This is a genomic window from Nocardia sp. NPDC059154, from assembly GCF_042755705.1.
Classification (GTDB): Bacteria; Actinomycetota; Actinomycetes; order Mycobacteriales; family Mycobacteriaceae; genus Nocardia.
Window position 1 is genome coordinate 174,735 of sequence record NZ_JBHZCS010000006.1, and the last position, 17,511, is coordinate 192,245.

The 17,511-nt window shown below is 61.0% G+C and carries 13 protein-coding genes; 6 read left to right on the forward strand and 7 right to left on the reverse strand.

The window, feature by feature from the left end:
* Nucleotides 1-21 precede the first annotated feature (21 nt).
* From ACFXN1_RS08185 to ACFXN1_RS08200, 4 genes are all read right to left on the reverse strand, one after another.
* Complete coding sequence (locus ACFXN1_RS08185) at nt 22-384, reverse strand: DUF1048 domain-containing protein (protein ID WP_379442650.1); 363 nt, start codon at nt 382-384, stop codon at nt 22-24.
* 2 nt (nt 385-386) lie between these two features.
* On the reverse strand, nt 387-716 hold the full coding sequence (locus ACFXN1_RS08190) for a PadR family transcriptional regulator (RefSeq protein WP_379387362.1): 330 nt from the start codon (nt 714-716) through the stop codon (nt 387-389).
* Nucleotides 717-1,035: 319 nt separating this feature from the next.
* Nucleotides 1,036-1,887 carry an LLM class flavin-dependent oxidoreductase gene (locus ACFXN1_RS08195; protein ID WP_379442648.1) on the reverse strand — a complete coding sequence of 284 codons (852 nt, stop codon included), beginning with the start codon at nt 1,885-1,887 and terminating at the stop codon, nt 1,036-1,038.
* 776 nt (nt 1,888-2,663) lie between these two features.
* Nucleotides 2,664-3,560: a LysR family transcriptional regulator gene (locus tag ACFXN1_RS08200; RefSeq protein WP_379442647.1), complete on the reverse strand. Its 897-nt coding sequence runs from the start codon at nt 3,558-3,560 to the stop codon at nt 2,664-2,666.
* Between the two features lie 48 nt (nt 3,561-3,608).
* Here ACFXN1_RS08200 and ACFXN1_RS08205 point away from each other — a divergent pair, with 48 nt between their 5' ends.
* From ACFXN1_RS08205 to ACFXN1_RS08220, 4 genes are all read left to right on the forward strand, one after another.
* Complete coding sequence (locus ACFXN1_RS08205; protein WP_379442645.1) at nt 3,609-4,334, forward strand: SDR family oxidoreductase; 726 nt, start codon at nt 3,609-3,611, stop codon at nt 4,332-4,334.
* Between the two features lie 72 nt (nt 4,335-4,406).
* Complete coding sequence (locus tag ACFXN1_RS08210) at nt 4,407-5,330, forward strand: NADP-dependent oxidoreductase (protein ID WP_379442644.1); 924 nt, start codon at nt 4,407-4,409, stop codon at nt 5,328-5,330.
* A gap of 952 nt (nt 5,331-6,282) precedes the next feature.
* Entirely contained in the window at nt 6,283-6,858 is a 576-nt protein-coding gene (locus ACFXN1_RS08215) for a hypothetical protein (RefSeq protein WP_379442642.1), read from the forward strand.
* Nucleotides 6,859-6,917: 59 nt separating this feature from the next.
* Nucleotides 6,918-8,285: a hypothetical protein gene (locus tag ACFXN1_RS08220; RefSeq protein ID WP_379442641.1), complete on the forward strand. Its 1,368-nt coding sequence runs from the start codon at nt 6,918-6,920 to the stop codon at nt 8,283-8,285.
* Nucleotides 8,286-8,842: 557 nt separating this feature from the next.
* On the opposite strand, the gene ACFXN1_RS08225 is transcribed toward ACFXN1_RS08220, so the two are convergent.
* Nucleotides 8,843-9,445 carry a hypothetical protein gene (locus tag ACFXN1_RS08225; protein WP_379442640.1) on the reverse strand — a complete coding sequence of 201 codons (603 nt, stop codon included), beginning with the start codon at nt 9,443-9,445 and terminating at the stop codon, nt 8,843-8,845.
* Nucleotides 9,446-9,994: 549 nt separating this feature from the next.
* Between ACFXN1_RS08225 and ACFXN1_RS08230 the strand changes: the two genes are divergently transcribed.
* Nucleotides 9,995-11,344 carry a restriction endonuclease gene (locus ACFXN1_RS08230; RefSeq protein ID WP_379442638.1) on the forward strand — a complete coding sequence of 450 codons (1,350 nt, stop codon included), beginning with the start codon at nt 9,995-9,997 and terminating at the stop codon, nt 11,342-11,344.
* A gap of 541 nt (nt 11,345-11,885) precedes the next feature.
* On the opposite strand, the gene ACFXN1_RS08235 is transcribed toward ACFXN1_RS08230, so the two are convergent.
* Entirely contained in the window at nt 11,886-14,957 is a 3,072-nt protein-coding gene (locus ACFXN1_RS08235) for a tetratricopeptide repeat protein (protein ID WP_379463526.1), read from the reverse strand.
* Nucleotides 14,958-14,981: 24 nt separating this feature from the next.
* Nucleotides 14,982-15,377, reverse strand: a complete 396-nt coding sequence (locus ACFXN1_RS08240; protein ID WP_379442635.1) for a hypothetical protein — start codon at nt 15,375-15,377, stop codon at nt 14,982-14,984.
* A gap of 679 nt (nt 15,378-16,056) precedes the next feature.
* Here ACFXN1_RS08240 and ACFXN1_RS08245 point away from each other — a divergent pair.
* Nucleotides 16,057-17,034 (forward strand): hypothetical protein, encoded by a 978-nt coding sequence (locus ACFXN1_RS08245; RefSeq protein WP_379442634.1) that lies wholly within the window; start codon nt 16,057-16,059, stop codon nt 17,032-17,034.
* Nucleotides 17,035-17,511: the final 477 nt, after the last annotated feature.

A 17,511-nucleotide genomic window follows, 5' to 3' on the forward strand; every position in this document is an offset into this window, starting at 1 on the left:
TCTCCCTTCAGACTGCGATGGTCAGCTGCCGGTGTCGTCGCCCATGGCGCGCTCGATGGCGTCGACCAGCCGCTTCCGTTCGCGGTTGACCCACGCGTCCTCCTGGTAGTTTCGTGCGAACGTCTCGATGAATTCCACCGGGTCGTCGCCGACGACCTCGCGGATCGGGGTGCGATCCGCCGCACTCTGCTCGAAAAGATCGGCGAGGTCCTCGAACATGGCGACGCTGCCGCCCGGCCCGTACACCATCAGGTACCGCTCGAACGCGTCGATCGCCGTGCGGTAGTTCGCCGGAAGCCGTCGTACGCGCTCCTTGTACTGCCGCCACCGTCGCTTGTCGCCGAGGTCGCCGATCACCTTCGCGGTGAGTTTCGAGATACCCATGACTATTTGCCGCCTTCGTGGAGTTGTTCGAGCCGTTCGGAAAGGAAGTTCCAGCTCCTGCGGAACTCGTCGAGATAGTCCTGCCCCTGCGCATTGAGGGTGAACACCTTGCGCGGCGGCCCCTTCTCCGAGGCGACCTTCTCGACGTCGACCAGACCCTTCTTCTCGATCCTGATCAGCAGGGCGTAAATGGTGCCCTCGGCGATATCGGAGAACCCCTGGTCCCGCAGCCACGCCGTGATCTCGTACCCGTATGCCGACCGCACGGACAGGATCGCCAGCACAATGCCTTCCAACGTGCCCTTGAGCAGCTCCGTCATCTGCTTGCCCACGGATCACCTCCTCGTACTACTCAGTGTCGCTGACTACTGGTAGATAGTATCACTGAGTAGTGAACCTGCAACCCCGAAGCCGCGCTGCCCGTTTGTGAAAAAGCTTCTCGCTGGAATCTGTTGTGATGGACCATTGATGTTGGGTCGGGGCACAGCCCGGCTCGCAGCACGACAATCACGCTCGGACGACCTCGAGTCGGCAACCGCGATCCCCAACAGCCCTGAAACGACGATCGCCCGCGACCTCTGCCGAGGTCACGGGCGGTCGTTCGGGAGTGGAGCGGATGCGAACCTACTCGAATCGGCGCACCTTGGATGGTCAGGCGCACAGGGCGCGGGTGGAAGGAACGACGTCACCGATCCAGCGGTGGAGTTGGGTATCGTCGGCGGACTCCGGCCAGTACACGAAGGTGTCGAAGCCGGTTTCCGTGGCGAGATCGGCCAGAATGCGGGCCCAGCCCGCAGCGTCGGTGCGAATCGGTTCCTCGCCGCGGAGTGTGACCGGCCCCGGAGTGTCGGTAATCGTTCCGACGAGTTGTGCCATCCGGGTGATGTCGGCCGGTTTACGTCCCGCGTCGATGGCGGCGGCAGAGATGATGTCCTGTGTCGCTTGCCATTTCTCGTACGGTAGGTAGTGCGGGATGGGTGCCGCCCAGCCGTCGGCGATGCGCCCGGTGAGCGCGTTGGCCTTGGGGCCGACGCTGCCGAACCAGATCCCGACCGGATGCGCGGGCGCGGGTCCGGACTGCACGCCCTTCACGGTGTAGTGCGTGCCTTCGACTTTCGCCTTCGTTCCCGGATGCCACATGGCCCGAATGATCGCCGTGGCCTCCTCGAGCGCCTGCAGCGCTTCGGGATTCGACCGCATCGGGCCGCCCATGGCGCCGATCGCCGGCCAGAAAGCGCCCGCGCCCAAGGCGAGTTCGAATCGTCCGCCGCTGAGGAGATCCAAGGTCGCAGCCTGCTTCCCGAGCATTGCGGGCCCGCGCAGTGGCAGGCTCGCCACATCCGGAAACACCCGCAGCCGTTCGGTTTCCGCCAACACGGTGGCGATCACCGCGAAGGTGTCGGCCAGCCCGCCGGAGTACGGGTGGTCCTGGATGCCGAGCAGATCCAGGCCTTCCCGGTCCGCCACCTTGGCCATCGCACGCAGCTGAGACAGCTCGGTCACCGTCGGCGCCAACTGAATACCGAATCGTAGGTCCACCCCGCGATCATGCCAGCCGTGTCAGTGGACGGTGACCCTCGTTGTGCGTGGACGTGTCGTTCGATCTGGTCGCGGATGGGGCCGGACGGCCTTGAGGTTCTGGCCCGCAGGGTCGTCGAGTTTCCAGTCTCGGCAGGAGATGCCGGGGAAGTAGGGGCAGGCTATTGGTTGCCGGGGCGGACGGGCAGGAGACGTTGGCGCTCGGATATCAGGTGGTCGTAGGAGTCTCGAACGTGACGGACGAAACGGTCGGCGGGGTGACGGACCAGCGGCGGTGCGGTGATGCCGTCGGATTCGGCCGCCAGGGCTACTTCCAGCGATGCGACGTGGGCACAGAAGTCACGGAGATCGGGAAAAGCAAGAGGCCGGTCCTCTGCGAGCAACCGGCCTTCACCTGCGGTGATTGTGGAGCTGAGGGGAATCGAACCCCTGACCTTCTCGGTACCGCCGAGGATGACTACCGCGAGCAACCGCCGACCGTCAATAGCATGCGAGAAAGGTGCTCTGAGCAGGCGTTAGGTCAACTATCAATGATCTTCGACAACCGAACATGTCTTCGATGGCCCTGTGTGCTCAGATGATTTGTTAGGACTTAGTTGGACCCCCGAGTCTTCTTCGTCCGGCGTGTCGGTCGCTGGACACACCGGACAGCGAAATCCGCCAGTGATCGTGTGGCCCGAATCCGGATGTTTTCCGAAAGATTGGTGATGCTCGATACGGCCGGCGAACAGTGGTGTCGGTTAGAGGCGTGTCGCGGTGTGGACGAGGTCGGCAACGGCTTTGGATCTGCAGTGTGGTGGCCAGGCGATGACGGTCGTGACGGCCGGTGCGTCTGGCACCGGCACGACGGCATGATCGTCGCGTAGCTGGGTTCGCAGCGACTCGGGCACGACCGCGCAGGCCAGTCCGAGCGCGATCAGTTGGAATAGTTGGGTATGGTCGCGCACCTGCGGGCCGGGGCCGTCCGGATAGCTGCCATCCCGTCCAGGCCAGCGCGGCAGGGGCAGGTTCGTCAGGGTGTTGACCTCGGCCAACGGCACTTGCGTCCGGTTGGCGAGGGGATGACCCGCAGGCAGGACCACGACCTGCTGTTCGGTGTGCAGATCCTCGGTGTCGAATCCGGCTGTCGTGTCGTAAGGCCGGTGGAGCAGAGCAACGTCGGCGCGCCCGTTGCGCAGCAGACTTTCCGGCTGGCCTGGCCCGCACAGCATCACCTCGACTGCCACGGCGCCCGGTTCGGCGGCGTAGGCGTGCAGCAGCTTCGACAACAGTTCGCTGGACGCTCCGGCCTTGGTGGCCAGCACCACACCGGGCTGGTCGGCCGCGGCACGGCGGGTTCGCCGCTCGGCGGCTTCGACCGCGTCGAGCGCGGTCCGGGCCTCCCGCAGCAGCACCGCCCCGGCCTCGGTCAAAATGATTGCGCGAGCGGTGCGGTGCAGCAGGACGACTCCGAGCCGCCGTTCGAGCTGCTGGATGGCTCGCGATAGTGGTGGTTGCGCGATCGCGAGCCGTTGTGCCGCCCGCCCGAAGTGCAACTCCTCGGCGACGGCGACGAAGTATCGCATCTCCCGCGTCTCCACCAGGTCATGGTATCCGGCGATGACCACGACCAATACCCGTGCGGTATCGCCGCCCACCCGATCGGTCTTGGACGCTGCACCCGGAGCCGCAGCAGGATCGGAGGTGTGAGTGAACAGACGATTGCGCTGGTGACCGGCGCGAACAAGGGAATCGGATACGAGATCGCCGCTGGCTTGGGCGCGCTCGGCTGGCGAATCGGTGTGGGTGCGCGCGATCGCCAACGCCGCGACACCGCGGTGGAGAAGCTGCGCGCGGCCGGGACCGATGTGTTCGGTGTGCCGCTCGACGTGACCGACGACGCAAGTGTGGCCGCGGCGGCCGAATTGATCGCCGACCATGCCGGAGGGCTCGATGTTCTGGTCAACAACGCCGCGATCACCGGCGGTATGCCGCAGACACCGACCACGGTCGATCCCGCGACCGTGCGAGCTGTCGTGGAAACCAACGTGATCGGGGTCATCCGGGTCACCAACGCGATGCTGCCGATGCTGCGCGCCTCGGCCTCACCGCGAATCGTCAACATGTCCAGCAGCGTCGGCTCGCTCGCCCTGCAAACCACGCCCGGCATCGACATGGGCCCGGTTCCCGCCGCCTACTTGGCCTCGAAGACCTTCCTCAACGCCCTCACTATCCAATACGTCAAGGAACTGGGTGATACCAACATCCTGATCAACTCCGGCTGTCCCGGTTTCACCGCCACCGACCTCAACGGCTTTCGCGGCGTCCGTACACCGCAACAGGGTGCGGCCATCGCGATTCACCTCGCGACCCTGCCCGACGACGGACCGACCGGCGGATTCTTCGACGACGCCGGAACGGTGCCCTGGTGACGGGCACACCGGCGCCACCATTCCCGTTCTCGAGATCAGCCGCGCGTCACATATCGGAGGACAAGAAAGAGCATGGCAAAGGCAGTCAGATACGACGAGTTCGGCGGAATCGAGGTCTTGCGGGTCGACGATGTCGACCGCCCCGTACCTGACGACGGGCAGGTCCTCGTTCGGGTGAAGGCTGCCGGCATCAACCCCGGTGAGGCGGCCATTCGAACCGGCGCGATGGCCGGCATCTTTCCCTCGACGTTTCCGTCCGGGCAAGGCAGCGATCTCGCCGGGGTTGTCGCCGAGGTCGGCGTCGGAGTCGACCGATTCTCGGTCGGCGACGAGGTGATCGGGTTCTCCGAGAAGCGGGCCGCCCAGGCCGAGTTGGTCCTGGTCGACGTCGACAACCTCACACCCAAACCGAACGGCGTCCCTTGGGAGGTGGCTGGCGGCCTGTACGTCGCCGGGGTGACCGCTTGGGGGGCAGTACATTCCGTGCAACTCGACAAGGGGGAGACCGTTGTCGTCTCCGCAGCAGCCGGAGGAGTCGGCTCGCTCGCCGTTCAGCTCGCTCGCCGTGCCGGAGCCACGGTCATCGGCCTGGCGAGCCATCACAACCACGAGTGGCTGCAAAGCCACGGCGTGATCCCGGTCGCATACGGTGACCACGCCATCGACCGGATCAAGGCCGCCGCACCGGGCGGCATCGACGCCTTCATCGACACCCACGGCGGCGGGTACGTCGAACTGGCCCTTGCCCTTGGCGTCGCGGTCGAGCGGATCGACACCATCGCCGATTTCGCAGCGGCCGCGAAGTACGGAGTCAAGACCGAACCCGGAACCGACGCCAGGCCGGGCGCCGAGGTACTCGCCGAATTGGCCGCCCTGATCGCCGAGGGACACCTCGAAGTTCCTATCGCGAACGTCTACCCGTTGACACAGGTCCGCCGGGCCTACACCGAACTCGAACGCCGACACACCCACGGCAAAATCGTGCTCGAGCCCTAACCTGTACCAGCACAATGCAGCCCGCTCCAAGAACCGCAGGATGAATCCCGTCGGGACTGTCCAGTCGGCCACCCTGGGGACCGCTACAACCCGACGACCGGTACGACGTGCGAACTGTTCAACACCGCGTTCGGTGAACGCCGACTCCTGGAGGTCACCACCTCGTCGGTTGAGGCGTTTCTGAAAGACCTTGGTGTGGCGAAAGGTCCGTCGTCAATGCGGACGGGCCGCAATGTGCTGTCGGGAATGTTCCGGTACGCGGTGAACCATGATGGCCAGCGGAATTAGTTGGGAGTTAGTTGGAAGATCCGGAAAAGCAAGAGGCCGGTCCCTGACGAGGAACCGGCCTGCACCTGCGGTGATTGTGGAGCTAAGGGGAATCGAACCCCTGACCTTCTCGATGCGAACGACGGGCCGGGGCGTTTTGCCTGGTTCGGGTGGGAGCTAGCCGTGTTGGATGTGTGGGCTGACCAGGCGTTCCGGTTGTTGGTGGTGTTGGCCGGAATCGGAGCGTAACGGTCCTGCTGCGGACGGACTGCGGACGGAACGGCCCCGGCCCGGAACCGCTCCGCACCGCCGCACCGAGCCTCCGCACCGTACGCACCGAGTGCACCAACGCTGACGAGAGCGGATACAAAGCGCTTTGCGACGCGGCCGTGCGTACTGGGGTTGCCTGTATCTGAGCACTAGCTGCTCATGAGGTTGGTGGCGCGGGCCGGGTCGGCAGTTCGTCAGCAGTGGATCCCGGCGACGGTGCATCGGGTGCTCGTCCGGCAAGGCTTGAACCGTCTCGCGGCGCTACGAGCATCCGGAACCCGCCGGCTGGTCTGCGTCGAGCCAACGACGGATAGTGAACCCAGGCAACTGCAAACGAATTTGCGGTCGTTTCACAAGAAATGTCTGTAAACTACATGAGTTCAGATCAGATGCATTTACTTTCATTAGGAAAATCATGAACGTTGCGTCAAATGAGAGCCGATGGTCGACTGCGCTTTCCTCTGAATTTTCAGCCTCTCGCCTAGGCGCTCTGAGCTTGATTATTGACGACGTAGCTGAGAGGGAATTTAGCGGTTCAATAGGCACACCTCCAGACACGCGCTTTGACGCCAAGAAAGGAGGGGAAACCAACGGTCGAAAAATTGAGAATGTTGCACGAAATCAGATTCTCGCCGACGCGGCAGATGATTTGCGATTGATGCGGAAGGATATCAGATCGCGGGCCAATCGTTCGTTCGACTATATCGTTGCATTCAGTGCAATCGCCACCATTACCATTCTTGTTTCAATTGGATTCTCAATTGCTGGCGCTGTCCCAGCAGCCTCGTTGAGCGCTGTGGCTGCCGTCCTGTCCGGCGGTGCCGCCTCAGCCTTTTGGAAGGTTTATCAAATAGAGACTAGACGAGCCGATAGTTTGATGACCGACCTTCAGAAGATCGAGGTCGCTAGAGTCAACTATCTGCTCGCGGAACGTGCAGGCAATGGCGCTAACAGGATCTTCCTGGATCGACGAACTTCCGAGTCGGAGTAGCGGTCATGATAATATTTCCCGAGATTGGACAGCTCTGTTCTGCAGATAACGTTCAGGAAGTGCTCGCCTCGTTCAACGCGGCCACAATGGGAATCCATTTCGATGGCAGATATCTCGGTCCGGGCAACCATTCCACGTCAGCTGACCCCCGTACGCTGTTTTCCGAATGGGTAGGCGGAAATGTTCCACATGGTATTATGGCGCATGAAATTGCCCATTTGTATCACACAGCTACTACTTCCGTAGGGCTGAAGACATTCTTTAGCTCATTTCTTTCGGAGTATCTATCGCGGCGTGTATTAACCGAGGCTGCGGATATCGGACTGTCTGTTCCCGAGGGTGGTATCCGTCGATCTGGGCAGATGAATCCAGCAAATCCTAAACTGTGGCACGCATATTCGGATTCACATAACTTCAACGCAGCATTGGCATTGATTGCTGGCGGAGTCGAGTTCGAGCAAGGTGTTCCGGATTTGTCACAGTTCAGTGACACTCCATTTCGAGACTTGATGTTCTACTCGCGGGAAGACTGGCCAGCTGAACGATGCGGCGTCCTTGGCACGAAGCATCTTTTCGAGGGATTCGCAACAGCTGTGGAGCTAATGTGTAGTCCACCCGTCACGGGAGTATCAGATCTGCCGCCGGCGGATCCCTATCTTGTTTGCATTAGGTCCTATAATAAGTCGTGTCAGTCCCGCGGCTCATCTGGGTCACTGCTCCAATTCGCTGCAATCATCGATACCGCACTTATGATGGACGCATGGACTTGGAGCAACGAAGAACCGAATATTCTACCTTTTCCAAATTTCATTAAATTGGTAGATATTGTGACTGAAGACCCCCAGCTGCTGCGATCTCCGGTATTCGATCGCGAATTCGAAGGAAGCGCGGAGGACGGCGTTCGGGAATTCCAGGACAGCCTACTTGAGAGCGCGGGATTTTCAATTCCGTCAGTACGTAGGATCACTGAAAATATGATCGCCCGTGTTCCCCACTTGAATACTGAAATAAAGCTGTACGCGATGCTGCCCGGCAGTATCGTAGATGAATTCACCGATCTAATTTTGCTGCTACTTAAGATAAGGCTTGAATTATATGGCGGCGGCTGCCCGCTTGGGGGATACGCTAATAAAGAATTTTTGGTGAATATTCTTTCCCGATTACCGACTGTTACTTCCGGATTTCCGGTGGTAGGTGATTTTAAAAAGAGTGAACAGGCAGACGCCAAGATGTTGATGACATTCGGTTCCGGCTTCCATAAAATCGCTATTGATGAACTGGTCTACGGGCGTCGTCAATGTCCATCTCGGGAAAGTTGCCATCTTACGTATCGGCCTGCATGCGATGGTGTGACAATGATGTTGCGCCCGGAGTTGGAGCAATGCGCGCGGGAGGTCGCGGTCGATTATGTTTTGAGCCTGCGCTAGATGTGGTGACTCATGACGTTGACCCTTGGGGTTGATGCGTACGCCTCAATGCTGTTAGGGCGTACGCATCAACAACGATAGGCTATCGATGAACGGGGCAGCGGCCCATCGTATTCGAACATCCACTATCGAGCGCTCTGGCTAGCCTACTGTGTCCAGGAAGCCGTTGATATCGCAGGTAGCCTGAGCTGGATCAGTCTTCGGGAGCCGGTACTTTGGGAAGTCCTTGTGGATAGCAAGGGCGCTAGTACGTTGGACGCTGCAATCAACGACTGTGGGTTTCGTCGCCTCCTGCTTGTCATTATGGGCTATTACGGCTCCGGCGAAGGTCAATACGGCGGCAGTCACCGCCGACAGGAATGGAGCGATCACCGCCCACTTTGACTTCGACCAATCCTTCGGCTGTGCGGTCTGCGGGTCGGGTTGAGGTGGCATGACTGGGGCGGCCGGCTGAGCTGGTGCCTGGGCCGATGGCTGAGCCGGGACGATGGTGCCCGTCGTTGGCAGGTACAACCCGAGTGGCGTCGTTACCTGGTAGTAGACGGGTGGATCTTGCCTCACGCTATCGCTCCCGGCGGCGCTATCGCTCCCGGTGCGCGAGGGGGAGAATTCAGCTCCCGGGTTTTATCACGGTCGTGTATTAGGTCGAAAAGTTCTCCTGCGTAGAAGTAATAGCCAAAGGTTTCAAAAATTCTGAGTATCTGAATGATGCGGCTTCTGCTCTCCAGCCAACGATCCTCTGCCTCATCAGGATCTTCAAAACGGCGGGACATGGAGACGCTGAATGCGAGACTTCTAGCCTCAAACATGAGCCATTCAGCGTTCGGGTCTATGTGGCCGCGCTGGGGGCGACTCCCTGATCGGCTTGTCAACCGGCGGAGAATTACTTGCCGGTATGACCACATCCCATAAAAGAGTATCAGGTAGCTGATGGCAAAGCTTGCCCCAATCAGTAGCACTGTGACCGGGTTAGCCCAGATGTAATGGCCAAATTCAATTATTGCATAAATATTCGCGCCAATGATGAGAAGGGCAAGGGTTAAAGACGCGAAGGCTATGGGCCGCGCATCCGTGCCTGTATTGTCATCCGGCGTGTAAGGCTTCAGATGGATTGTCAGGGGCGGTTGCGCCTCGACTTCTCCTCCTAGTTCATTCGGCATGGGCAAACAATACAGGGGAACCGAACTCGTGGCTGTGGAACTGCTTGGCAACACAGCTATTGATCGGTGTTTCGCCGTTTGACGAATCTCTGTTGCGGTTCAACTACCCGAGGTGCGATAGCTCAGGGCCTACCAGGTAAGGCGTGTCGCTACTCCCAGGTGAGGGGCGACCGGATGAGGTCACACCCCAGCGGCCTGGTTCAGCTCGGATTGCGACCTAGGGTTTTGTAGCCGATGGGAGCGTTGAAACACAGCGCCGACCTGCGGATTGTCCGTTGGTCAGGTTTGGCAGATCGGGGCGGTTACTGAATCCGCTGTGTACTCGGTGCGTACCGGATCAGCTACCTCGCGCCCCGGCGGTCCGCTCGGCCGACTTCGGACCCAACACCCACTCCGGCCACTTCGACGGGAACCGGTAGTGCGAGCTCCATTCCGGTGGTCGGCGGCCTTCTGATCGGCCTGTCGGCTCAGAAGTAGCACCACTCCGTTGAAAGCCCCGACTTGCTCCTTACCAGTACGCGTAGGGGCACATCAAGGCATGCTTACTACATGAGCGATCTCCCTTCGCCAGACCCTGTTACCACCTCGGTGCTGTGGGACTCAGTAGTTGGCACTCAGTTGGAGGAGTTGCTGTACGGACTCATGGAGGCGCTGGGCGCGCACGACCTAGTTTGGCGATCGGGGTCGAACGTCGGCGTCACTGCATCTGACGGCGGGCGAGATCTTGAGGCGACGTTCGACCGAGCGACGCCAGACGGTGAGTTGGATCGCACGCGTTGGTGGATCGAAGCGAAGGGCCGAGAACGCACCGTAGCCAAGGCTGACGTTATGGAGTCTGTACACAATGCGGCTGGTAGATCCGATATCGACGTTCTAGTGTTCTGCACGAATAGTCGTTTTTCGAATCCGACCCGTGACTGGGTTGCTCAATGGCAGGTCAATCATGCGCGGCCGAAGATTAGGCTCTGGGACCGGGATAAGTTGGCTAGCCTCGTAAGGGAGCATCCTACGGTCGCTGCACGTGTACTTCCCGATGCATTGGATGATTCGATTCGACTAGCGCTATTGTTAGGTCGTTTCCGGCGCCTTGGGGAGACTCCGACTGAACTTGATTTAGAATATTTCTGGGAACGTCAAGAGATAATATACGGCAATAATAAAGTCCACTACATAGTGGCTATGTTTGCATACGCTGAGGTTGGGACTGGGTTAGTCGATAGGCCATGGTGCTCGTTGATACCTAAAGGTCCCATACAGGCGATCTGGACCGTTCATAATGCCATCTTTGACCTACCGGCGATCGCATTTGCACCCTTGCCGCGGCCGCTTAGCAGTGCGCGTGTCACCGAGGTGGCGGCATATCTGATATTGTCAGCTATGCCGGAACTTTCTGGTGAAATGTTGTACGATGTCCTGACTGATCCGGGTAAAGTGATAGATGACGATCGCTTGCGGCAAATGGGTAAAGGCTCGGTCTGGTTCGAAGGTGTGACGGCCCCCATATTGGGCAGGGTTCAGGCCGAACTTGGCGATATCTGTGCGGCTGACTGTGTTCGAGTGTACGCCGACCCGAAAGTCCTACCTATCCCGCTTACTGGTAAAGAATATTGGCGCCAGTTTGGCATCGGTGATCCAATAAAAGACCCTGGGTTACTCGTCGCGGAATGGTTTGGTCGGCCATGTGCAGTGGGCTTCGATCTTGATGAAGATATCCGCTGCCCGCTATTTTTAGAATTAGAGTCTAGTGTGGATATGCTCCGGAAATTGCGGCAGGTTGTAGAGTTTCGGCGCAACCATCCGGACGGCCAGTACAGACTTTTGAATGATCCGGATGATGAAGTTAATCGCCTTGCACGCAAAGTTATTCCCGACCTGTTCTCGGACAGAAATGACATCTAGATGAGTCCGGTGTCTTTTCGGGGGCACATGTTGCGCTGTGGGCCGCGGTCAGTGATGGCGGCCGCTATCACAACGGCAAGTACAAGCAGATCGCCGAGTAGATCGGCCTCATCGCCGAGCGGCATCCCTGTACGGGCTGGTCGGTGACTGTGCTGCTGGAAGGGACGGCGGGCGAATCCCGGCGCGAGATCGGCATTTTGGCAAAGGCGATCGTGGCTCACCGCCTGCCGGAACCGGCTGCCGAGGCTGCTGACCCAACTGACGAGGCTGCCGAGGGCCTCGACGGCCCGCTGCCGGGTCCGAAGTCGGCTGATCGCAACGGCGGCCCCAGACCTGCCGGTGCGACCCGCCGCGCGCACAAGAAGATCATTGCTGCCGGGCCGATCCTATGTGGCCTGTCCCCAGCGTCCGTTCGCCTAAGAGCTCAGCCTCCCCCGCGTAGGAGGTGAATTCCCTGCCTACGAGGGAGCTGACTCCGCTGGAGCTGGGACGGCGTTGTCAGCGTTCTGGCCGGTTCGGTCAGCGCGGAATTGCAACACATTCAATCGGCAAGGTCTTTGTGTCCAAGACGCTGCAGGCCGGACTGCGTCCGCAGCTCTTCTGCTTCGGCACCGCGACCAAGAGCTTCCAGAATCTCGGCCAAGCTGCGAACGGAAGCAGCCAATTGAGTGGCGAAGACCAGGGGGTGAGCCCGGTGAAGGCGACGATGAATTTCGACCGCCTGCTGGGCTGCGCTGAGAGCGTCAGGGTGGTGTTCTGCGACGGTACGCCGCGCCCTAGCGTAAATCCGGAACGACTTAGCGAGGTCGGGTTCGAAAGCCTCCGGGTTGGCTGCGGCCAGCTGGCGTCGGATATCTACAGCTTCCTCTGTCGGCGCTAGCGCCTCCCTGCGTCGTCCCTGTGCCAGCAAAATGACCCCGAGGTTGTGCAGCGCGCTCGCGAGGTCGGGTTCGAAGGCGGTCGGGTTGGCCACGGCCAGTCGGCGTCGGATGGCAACGGATTCCTCGCCCAGTGCCAGTGCCTCCTCACGTCGCCTCAGCTCCGACAACAGGGTCCCCATGTTGCTCAGCGCCCTCGCGAGGTCGGGTTCGAAGGCGGTCGGGTTGGCCACGGCCAGTCGGCGTCGGATGGCAACGGATTCCTCGCCCAGTGCCAGTGCCTCCTCACGTCGCCCCAGCTCCGACAACAGCACCCCCCAGCTGTTCAGTACCCTTGCGAGGTCGGGTTCGAAGGCGGTCGGGTTGGCCACGGCCAGTCGGCGTCGGATGGCAACAGCCTCCTCGGTCGGTGCCAGTGCTTCCTCACGTCGCCCCAGTTCCGCCAACCGGATACCCAGGTTGTTCAGCGCCATCGCGAGGTCGGGTTCGAATGCAGCAGGGTTGGCCGCGACCAGACGACGATGGACAGCAACAGCTTCCTCGCTCGCTGCCAGTGCTTCCTCACGTCGCCCCAGTTCCGCCAACCGGACGCCCTGACTGTTCAGCGCCATCGCGAGGTCGGGTTCGAAAAGGGCTGGGTTGGCCACGGCCAGCCGACGTCGGATAGCAACAGATTCCTCGCCCAGGGCCAGTGCTTCCTCACGTCGCCCCAGCTCCAACAACCGGTTCCCGAGGTTGTTCAGCGCCATCGCGAGGTCGGGTTCGAAAACGGCTGGGTTGGCCGCGACCAGCCGTCGATGGACAGCAACGGATTCCTTGCTAGCTGCCAGCGCCTCCTCACGTCGCCCCAGCATCGACAGTTGGACCGCCAAGTTGTTCAGCGCCATCGCGAACTGAGGTTCGAATGCAGCAGGGTTGGCCGCGACCAGCCGCCGATAGACAGCAACAGCTTCCTCGCTCGGTGCGAGTGCCTCCTCACGTCGTCCCACCTCCGACAACCGGATTCCCAGGTTGTTCAGCGCCCTTGCGAGCTCGGGTTCGAAGGCGGCCGGCCTGGTCACTGCCAGCCGTCGATAGACAGCTACCGCTTCCTCGGTGGGTGCCAGCGCTGCGACACGGTGGCCGGCGTGGGCTAATCGCGACGCATGTTCCAGTTGAATCTGAGCACGTTGGGCGGGATCGTCGGAGTGGGCCAGTCGATGTTGAAATAACGCTGAGCTTATCGCCGCTGCGGCGACATCGAGGTCGGTATGTCTGGTCCTTGGCAACGCCGTGTCTACCGCAGTCAGCGTGGTCACAGCAATTCCAGGAAGGTCTACCAAGCGCAGTAGTGCAGCGCCGCCGGAGCCTACTACTGACGCAGGATGGGCTCGTAGCAATGGTTCGAGCACGGTCGAGGTGATGTGGGGGGCATGGTGGGCAGCCTCGACGAGAACGATGACAGCATGCCGCTGATATTCCGGCACCGCCGCGAGCGATTCGTTGGTATCTCCGACAGCCAATAAACGCCTGGGTATCCGGCTTGCCCAAGGATCCCCCGAGGATGGAATGCCAGGGTCAGGGATGATGCGGGCAAGGAAGTCTTCGGCCAACCGGTCAGGCAGTAGCGATTGCAGCGCGGTCCCGGACAACAAGGGGGGATAGCACATTCGGTGATCGTCAACGAGTTGATCGACTGCGTCGGTGGCGAATCCGACGCGGCTCAGAACGTCGGTAGCATCGTCGTAGGCGACAGCGCCGACCAGCGCCGCGACTGCAACAAGTCGCGCCATCTGCGCTGTGCTGGTGGTGATGCGATGGTTGTCGAGCATCGCCGCCCAATGATCGACTTCCCGATTGAGCAGGTATCCCGACAGATCCGCCGGGCTGCCGGGCGGGGTGATGCCGCGGCCAGCGGCGTCGACAACGACCAGGGCGGCCATCTGCACGGTCAACGTGAGCCGGTAGGCGGGGTCGGTCAGGAGCCCGATGGGCCGAAGTCGCTGCGGTTCAGGAACGTTCCGAAGTTCGGCGAACCGGTCACGTGCGGCAGCGAACAAAGCCTGCCGATCGGCGATGTCCGGTTCGGTCAGCACCACCTCGTCGACGGCAAAGCCGAGTTTGGACAGCGGGTTCGCCAGCGACGTCCACCACAGCCCGGAAGGCCGGGCCAGCAAGAGCACTCGTACCGGCACGATATGTTCCGGCGATGCGCCGGGCTGGTTACAGGCAAAATCACGAACCAGTGATTCCAGATCATCCCGCCGCCAACGTTCGGCGTAGTCGACCAGCAGCAGCAGTCCTCGTGCCGTCACCGCGCCGGTCGGGGTCACCGTGGCGGGTTCGCTGTGCTGATGCGCGACCGCGACCGCCCACCCGTTTTCTTGACTCTCGTAGGCAAACTGCATCGCCAGCCGGGTCTTGCCCATCCCACCAGGACCATGTAGCAACCGAATCGAGCGCGCAGTGTCCAGCGCGTCACGCCAGCGCACCAGATCTGCCTGCTCCTCTAAGCGGCCGACGTAGGGGACGATCTGAAAATGTGCCCCTAGCAGTGCACTGACACCCAACTCATGCAGGTGCTCAAGCGACGGAGGAGGCGGCGGGCTCAACGGTTCGGTCCAAAACCTGGCCGTGAGGGCAACCAGAGTGACCGAGAAATAGTTCAGCTGGAACTCGGGATCGCCTATTGCCCCAATGTTCGCTCCACGGGCATCAACCGCAGGGCGTTGTGGACTCGACTCCGTCTCGGTCACAGTGGATTCCAATGATGCATGGCGTCAGCTCTGGGCCGGCGGTGCCCCGAAGACGTTGTGCTGCTTCGCGTGGTCGCCGATGGCGCCCACGTTCGCGCCTCGGGCATCGACCATGTACTTGCCGGACTGGCTGCCTTGCGGGTCGGTCAACTCCAGCAATCTCTGCGCTGCGGTGACGACCTGATCGTCTTGCCCTGCACCGCTTTCCCGCAACGCGGCAAGCAGGGGTGCCTGCCAGATGTCGGGATCGGCCTCGTGTTCGGCCAACACCAACTCCGCGCGCGGGTCCGAGTTGAAGCGTCGAGTAACCAATGCCTTCAACCCCTGATATGCATCCGCCACCGCCGCGGTTGCCGTTTCCCCGACGCCCTTCAATGCTCCCGCCGCCAACGCCGCAGCGATGATCGTCAACGGATCCACCCCATTTACCTCCCGTCCAACACAACCTCTCGACCGAGAGGCCCCCCAACTGAACCAGGCCTCCCGCCAGCGAGACAAGAGCACGAAGAAGCGAAACAGCAGGTCTCATACCCCGACGTGCCAGGGCCAAGGCACATCGTTCAATGCTATACGGATACCTGGTACGTGCAGCCGATGACTCGCCGCATAAGAGGTGATCCCCTCGTTGCAATCCTTCCCTGTACGTGCCTGCATCGCTCCGACGCCTGTGCTCTCAACCCCGCGTAAGAGGAGGAGATCGGACTCATCACCGAGCGGCATCCCCGCCCAGGCTGGTCGGTGACTGTGCTGCGAAAGGCAGCATAGGTGAATACCGTCGCAAGATCGGCATTCTGGCAAAGGCGATCGTTGCCCACTGCCTGCCGGGACCGGCTGCAGAGGACGGCGACGGTACGGCGCCGGGTCCGAAGTCGGCCGATCGCACCGGCAGCCCACTCATCTGCCGGTGCGAGCCGCCGCGCCGGATCCGCGCGCACAAGAAGATCATCGCCGCCGGGCCGATCCTGTGCGGCCTATGGCCAGCATCCCTTCGTCCAAGAGCTCTGCAGCACAGAGATGTTCGCCCCGCTTCGGGGCGCCGCGTTGGACTGCGGCCGAAATTTTCGTGCGTACTGTAGTGATGTCTGCTACCCATGAGCGAATGTCTACCAACTCGGATGAGAGCGTCTCGCAGCAAGCCCTTTTGGCTGTTCAGGAGATGCTGCTCAATTACAAGACCGGCGGCGCGTTGGACCGGATCGACCAGCGAGCAGAACGTGGAGGCACGCTGCGCCCGTGGGGCGTAAACATGCATATGCCGGTACCCGGCAGCGTGCTCGCCGATGACGATACCTTCTTCCGGTCTACCTACCCGGATGCGGACTTAAGCAATACTCCGGTTACTGCTGCGGCCCTGTTCCCGATAGCGAACGCGACCGAAAATCTCGCCGCGGTCGGGGTTCTGGTGCAGGAGCGTAAGAATCGCCAGCTGTACTCAAGCGCAACGATGCAGTTGTGCCGGTCGGCGATGGAGGGATCGGCACGAGCGATCTGGTTGCTCGGCGACACCTCCCGGCAGGTACGTGTCGATCAATGCCTTGCTCTGCTGGCTCAAGAGCTCGGTGAACAGAAGAGGTTCGTCGGCCTTCAGAAGGCTTCCATTCACGCGGCTGCGACACCACCGACGCCTGAGGAACTCAATGACCTGGCCGATCATAGTCAGAAAGTCGACCAGTTCCTGACCGACCTCAATAAGACGTACACCGTTCCGAAAGCCAAGGGGTACACCGAGACCGTCAAGCTCGCGGCGACATGGATCGATGACAATCGGCCAGCGCATGCCACAGGCGATCTGGCATCGATATCTTTTGCGCCGATCGCGCGGGAGTTCTACTCATACGGCTCGAGCTTCGTGCATGGGCTTCAATGGGCGGTCGACTACGGGCTTAATGACCGGCTGTACGGCATGATCGCTGACGGGATCTTCAGCGCGCTCATTATGACCGAATGCGCGGTCGCGCTCTTCGAAGCACTATCCCGCGATCCCGCGGACGCCGGCACCTCGCACAAGGATGCTCGCGTGCCCGCCCATCTGGAACCGACGATCCAAGCCTGGGCGCAAATGTACGACGCCCCCTAAATCCACTTCCCCTGTTGTGGTCTAAATCCCCTGCGTCCCCATGTAAGCGGTAACTTCTGCTCACCTCTTACGCGGTAACTCCGGTCCAGGTTTCGTAACAGGGCATCGCTGCTGTTACAGAACTCTCGGGTCGCCACATATGAGGTGAGTTGGTTCCCTGCGCAAGAGGCGAGATGTCTTCCCGCGTAAGAGGTGATCCCTTCGTTGTGGTCCCTCCCTCACACGCACCTGCATCGCATCGTGACTTGCGCTCGCAACCCCTCCCCTTGTGGTCACTCTCCCAACGCAACCCACATGCCAACGCAACATCCGCGCCCAACGCACCCCCTTGTGGTCCTCCCTTGTGGTCCTTCCTTTATCGCCTGACACTCCCAAATCCCTTGTCCTCCATCACACACCCGCCCCATCTTTTGACTCTGGTCTGGTCTGGCCGAGACTATGTCCTCCGAAGGCGGAGGTAGTTTCGGCCAGACCAGA

Excerpts from the sequence above, each read along its gene's own strand:
- ACFXN1_RS08185 (WP_379442650.1), bottom strand. The coding sequence starts at position 384 with ATGGGTATCTCGAAACTCACCGCGAAGGTGATCGGCGACCTCGGCGAC.
- ACFXN1_RS08210 (WP_379442644.1), top strand. The coding sequence starts at position 4,407 with ATGGCAAAGGCAGTCAGATACGACGAGTTCGGCGGAATCGAGGTCTTG.
- ACFXN1_RS08215 (WP_379442642.1), top strand. The coding sequence starts at position 6,283 with ATGAACGTTGCGTCAAATGAGAGCCGATGGTCGACTGCGCTTTCCTCT.
- ACFXN1_RS08225 (WP_379442640.1), bottom strand. The coding sequence starts at position 9,445 with ATGCCGAATGAACTAGGAGGAGAAGTCGAGGCGCAACCGCCCCTGACA.
- ACFXN1_RS08230 (WP_379442638.1), top strand. The coding sequence starts at position 9,995 with ATGAGCGATCTCCCTTCGCCAGACCCTGTTACCACCTCGGTGCTGTGG.
- ACFXN1_RS08245 (WP_379442634.1), top strand. The coding sequence starts at position 16,057 with ATGTCTACCAACTCGGATGAGAGCGTCTCGCAGCAAGCCCTTTTGGCT.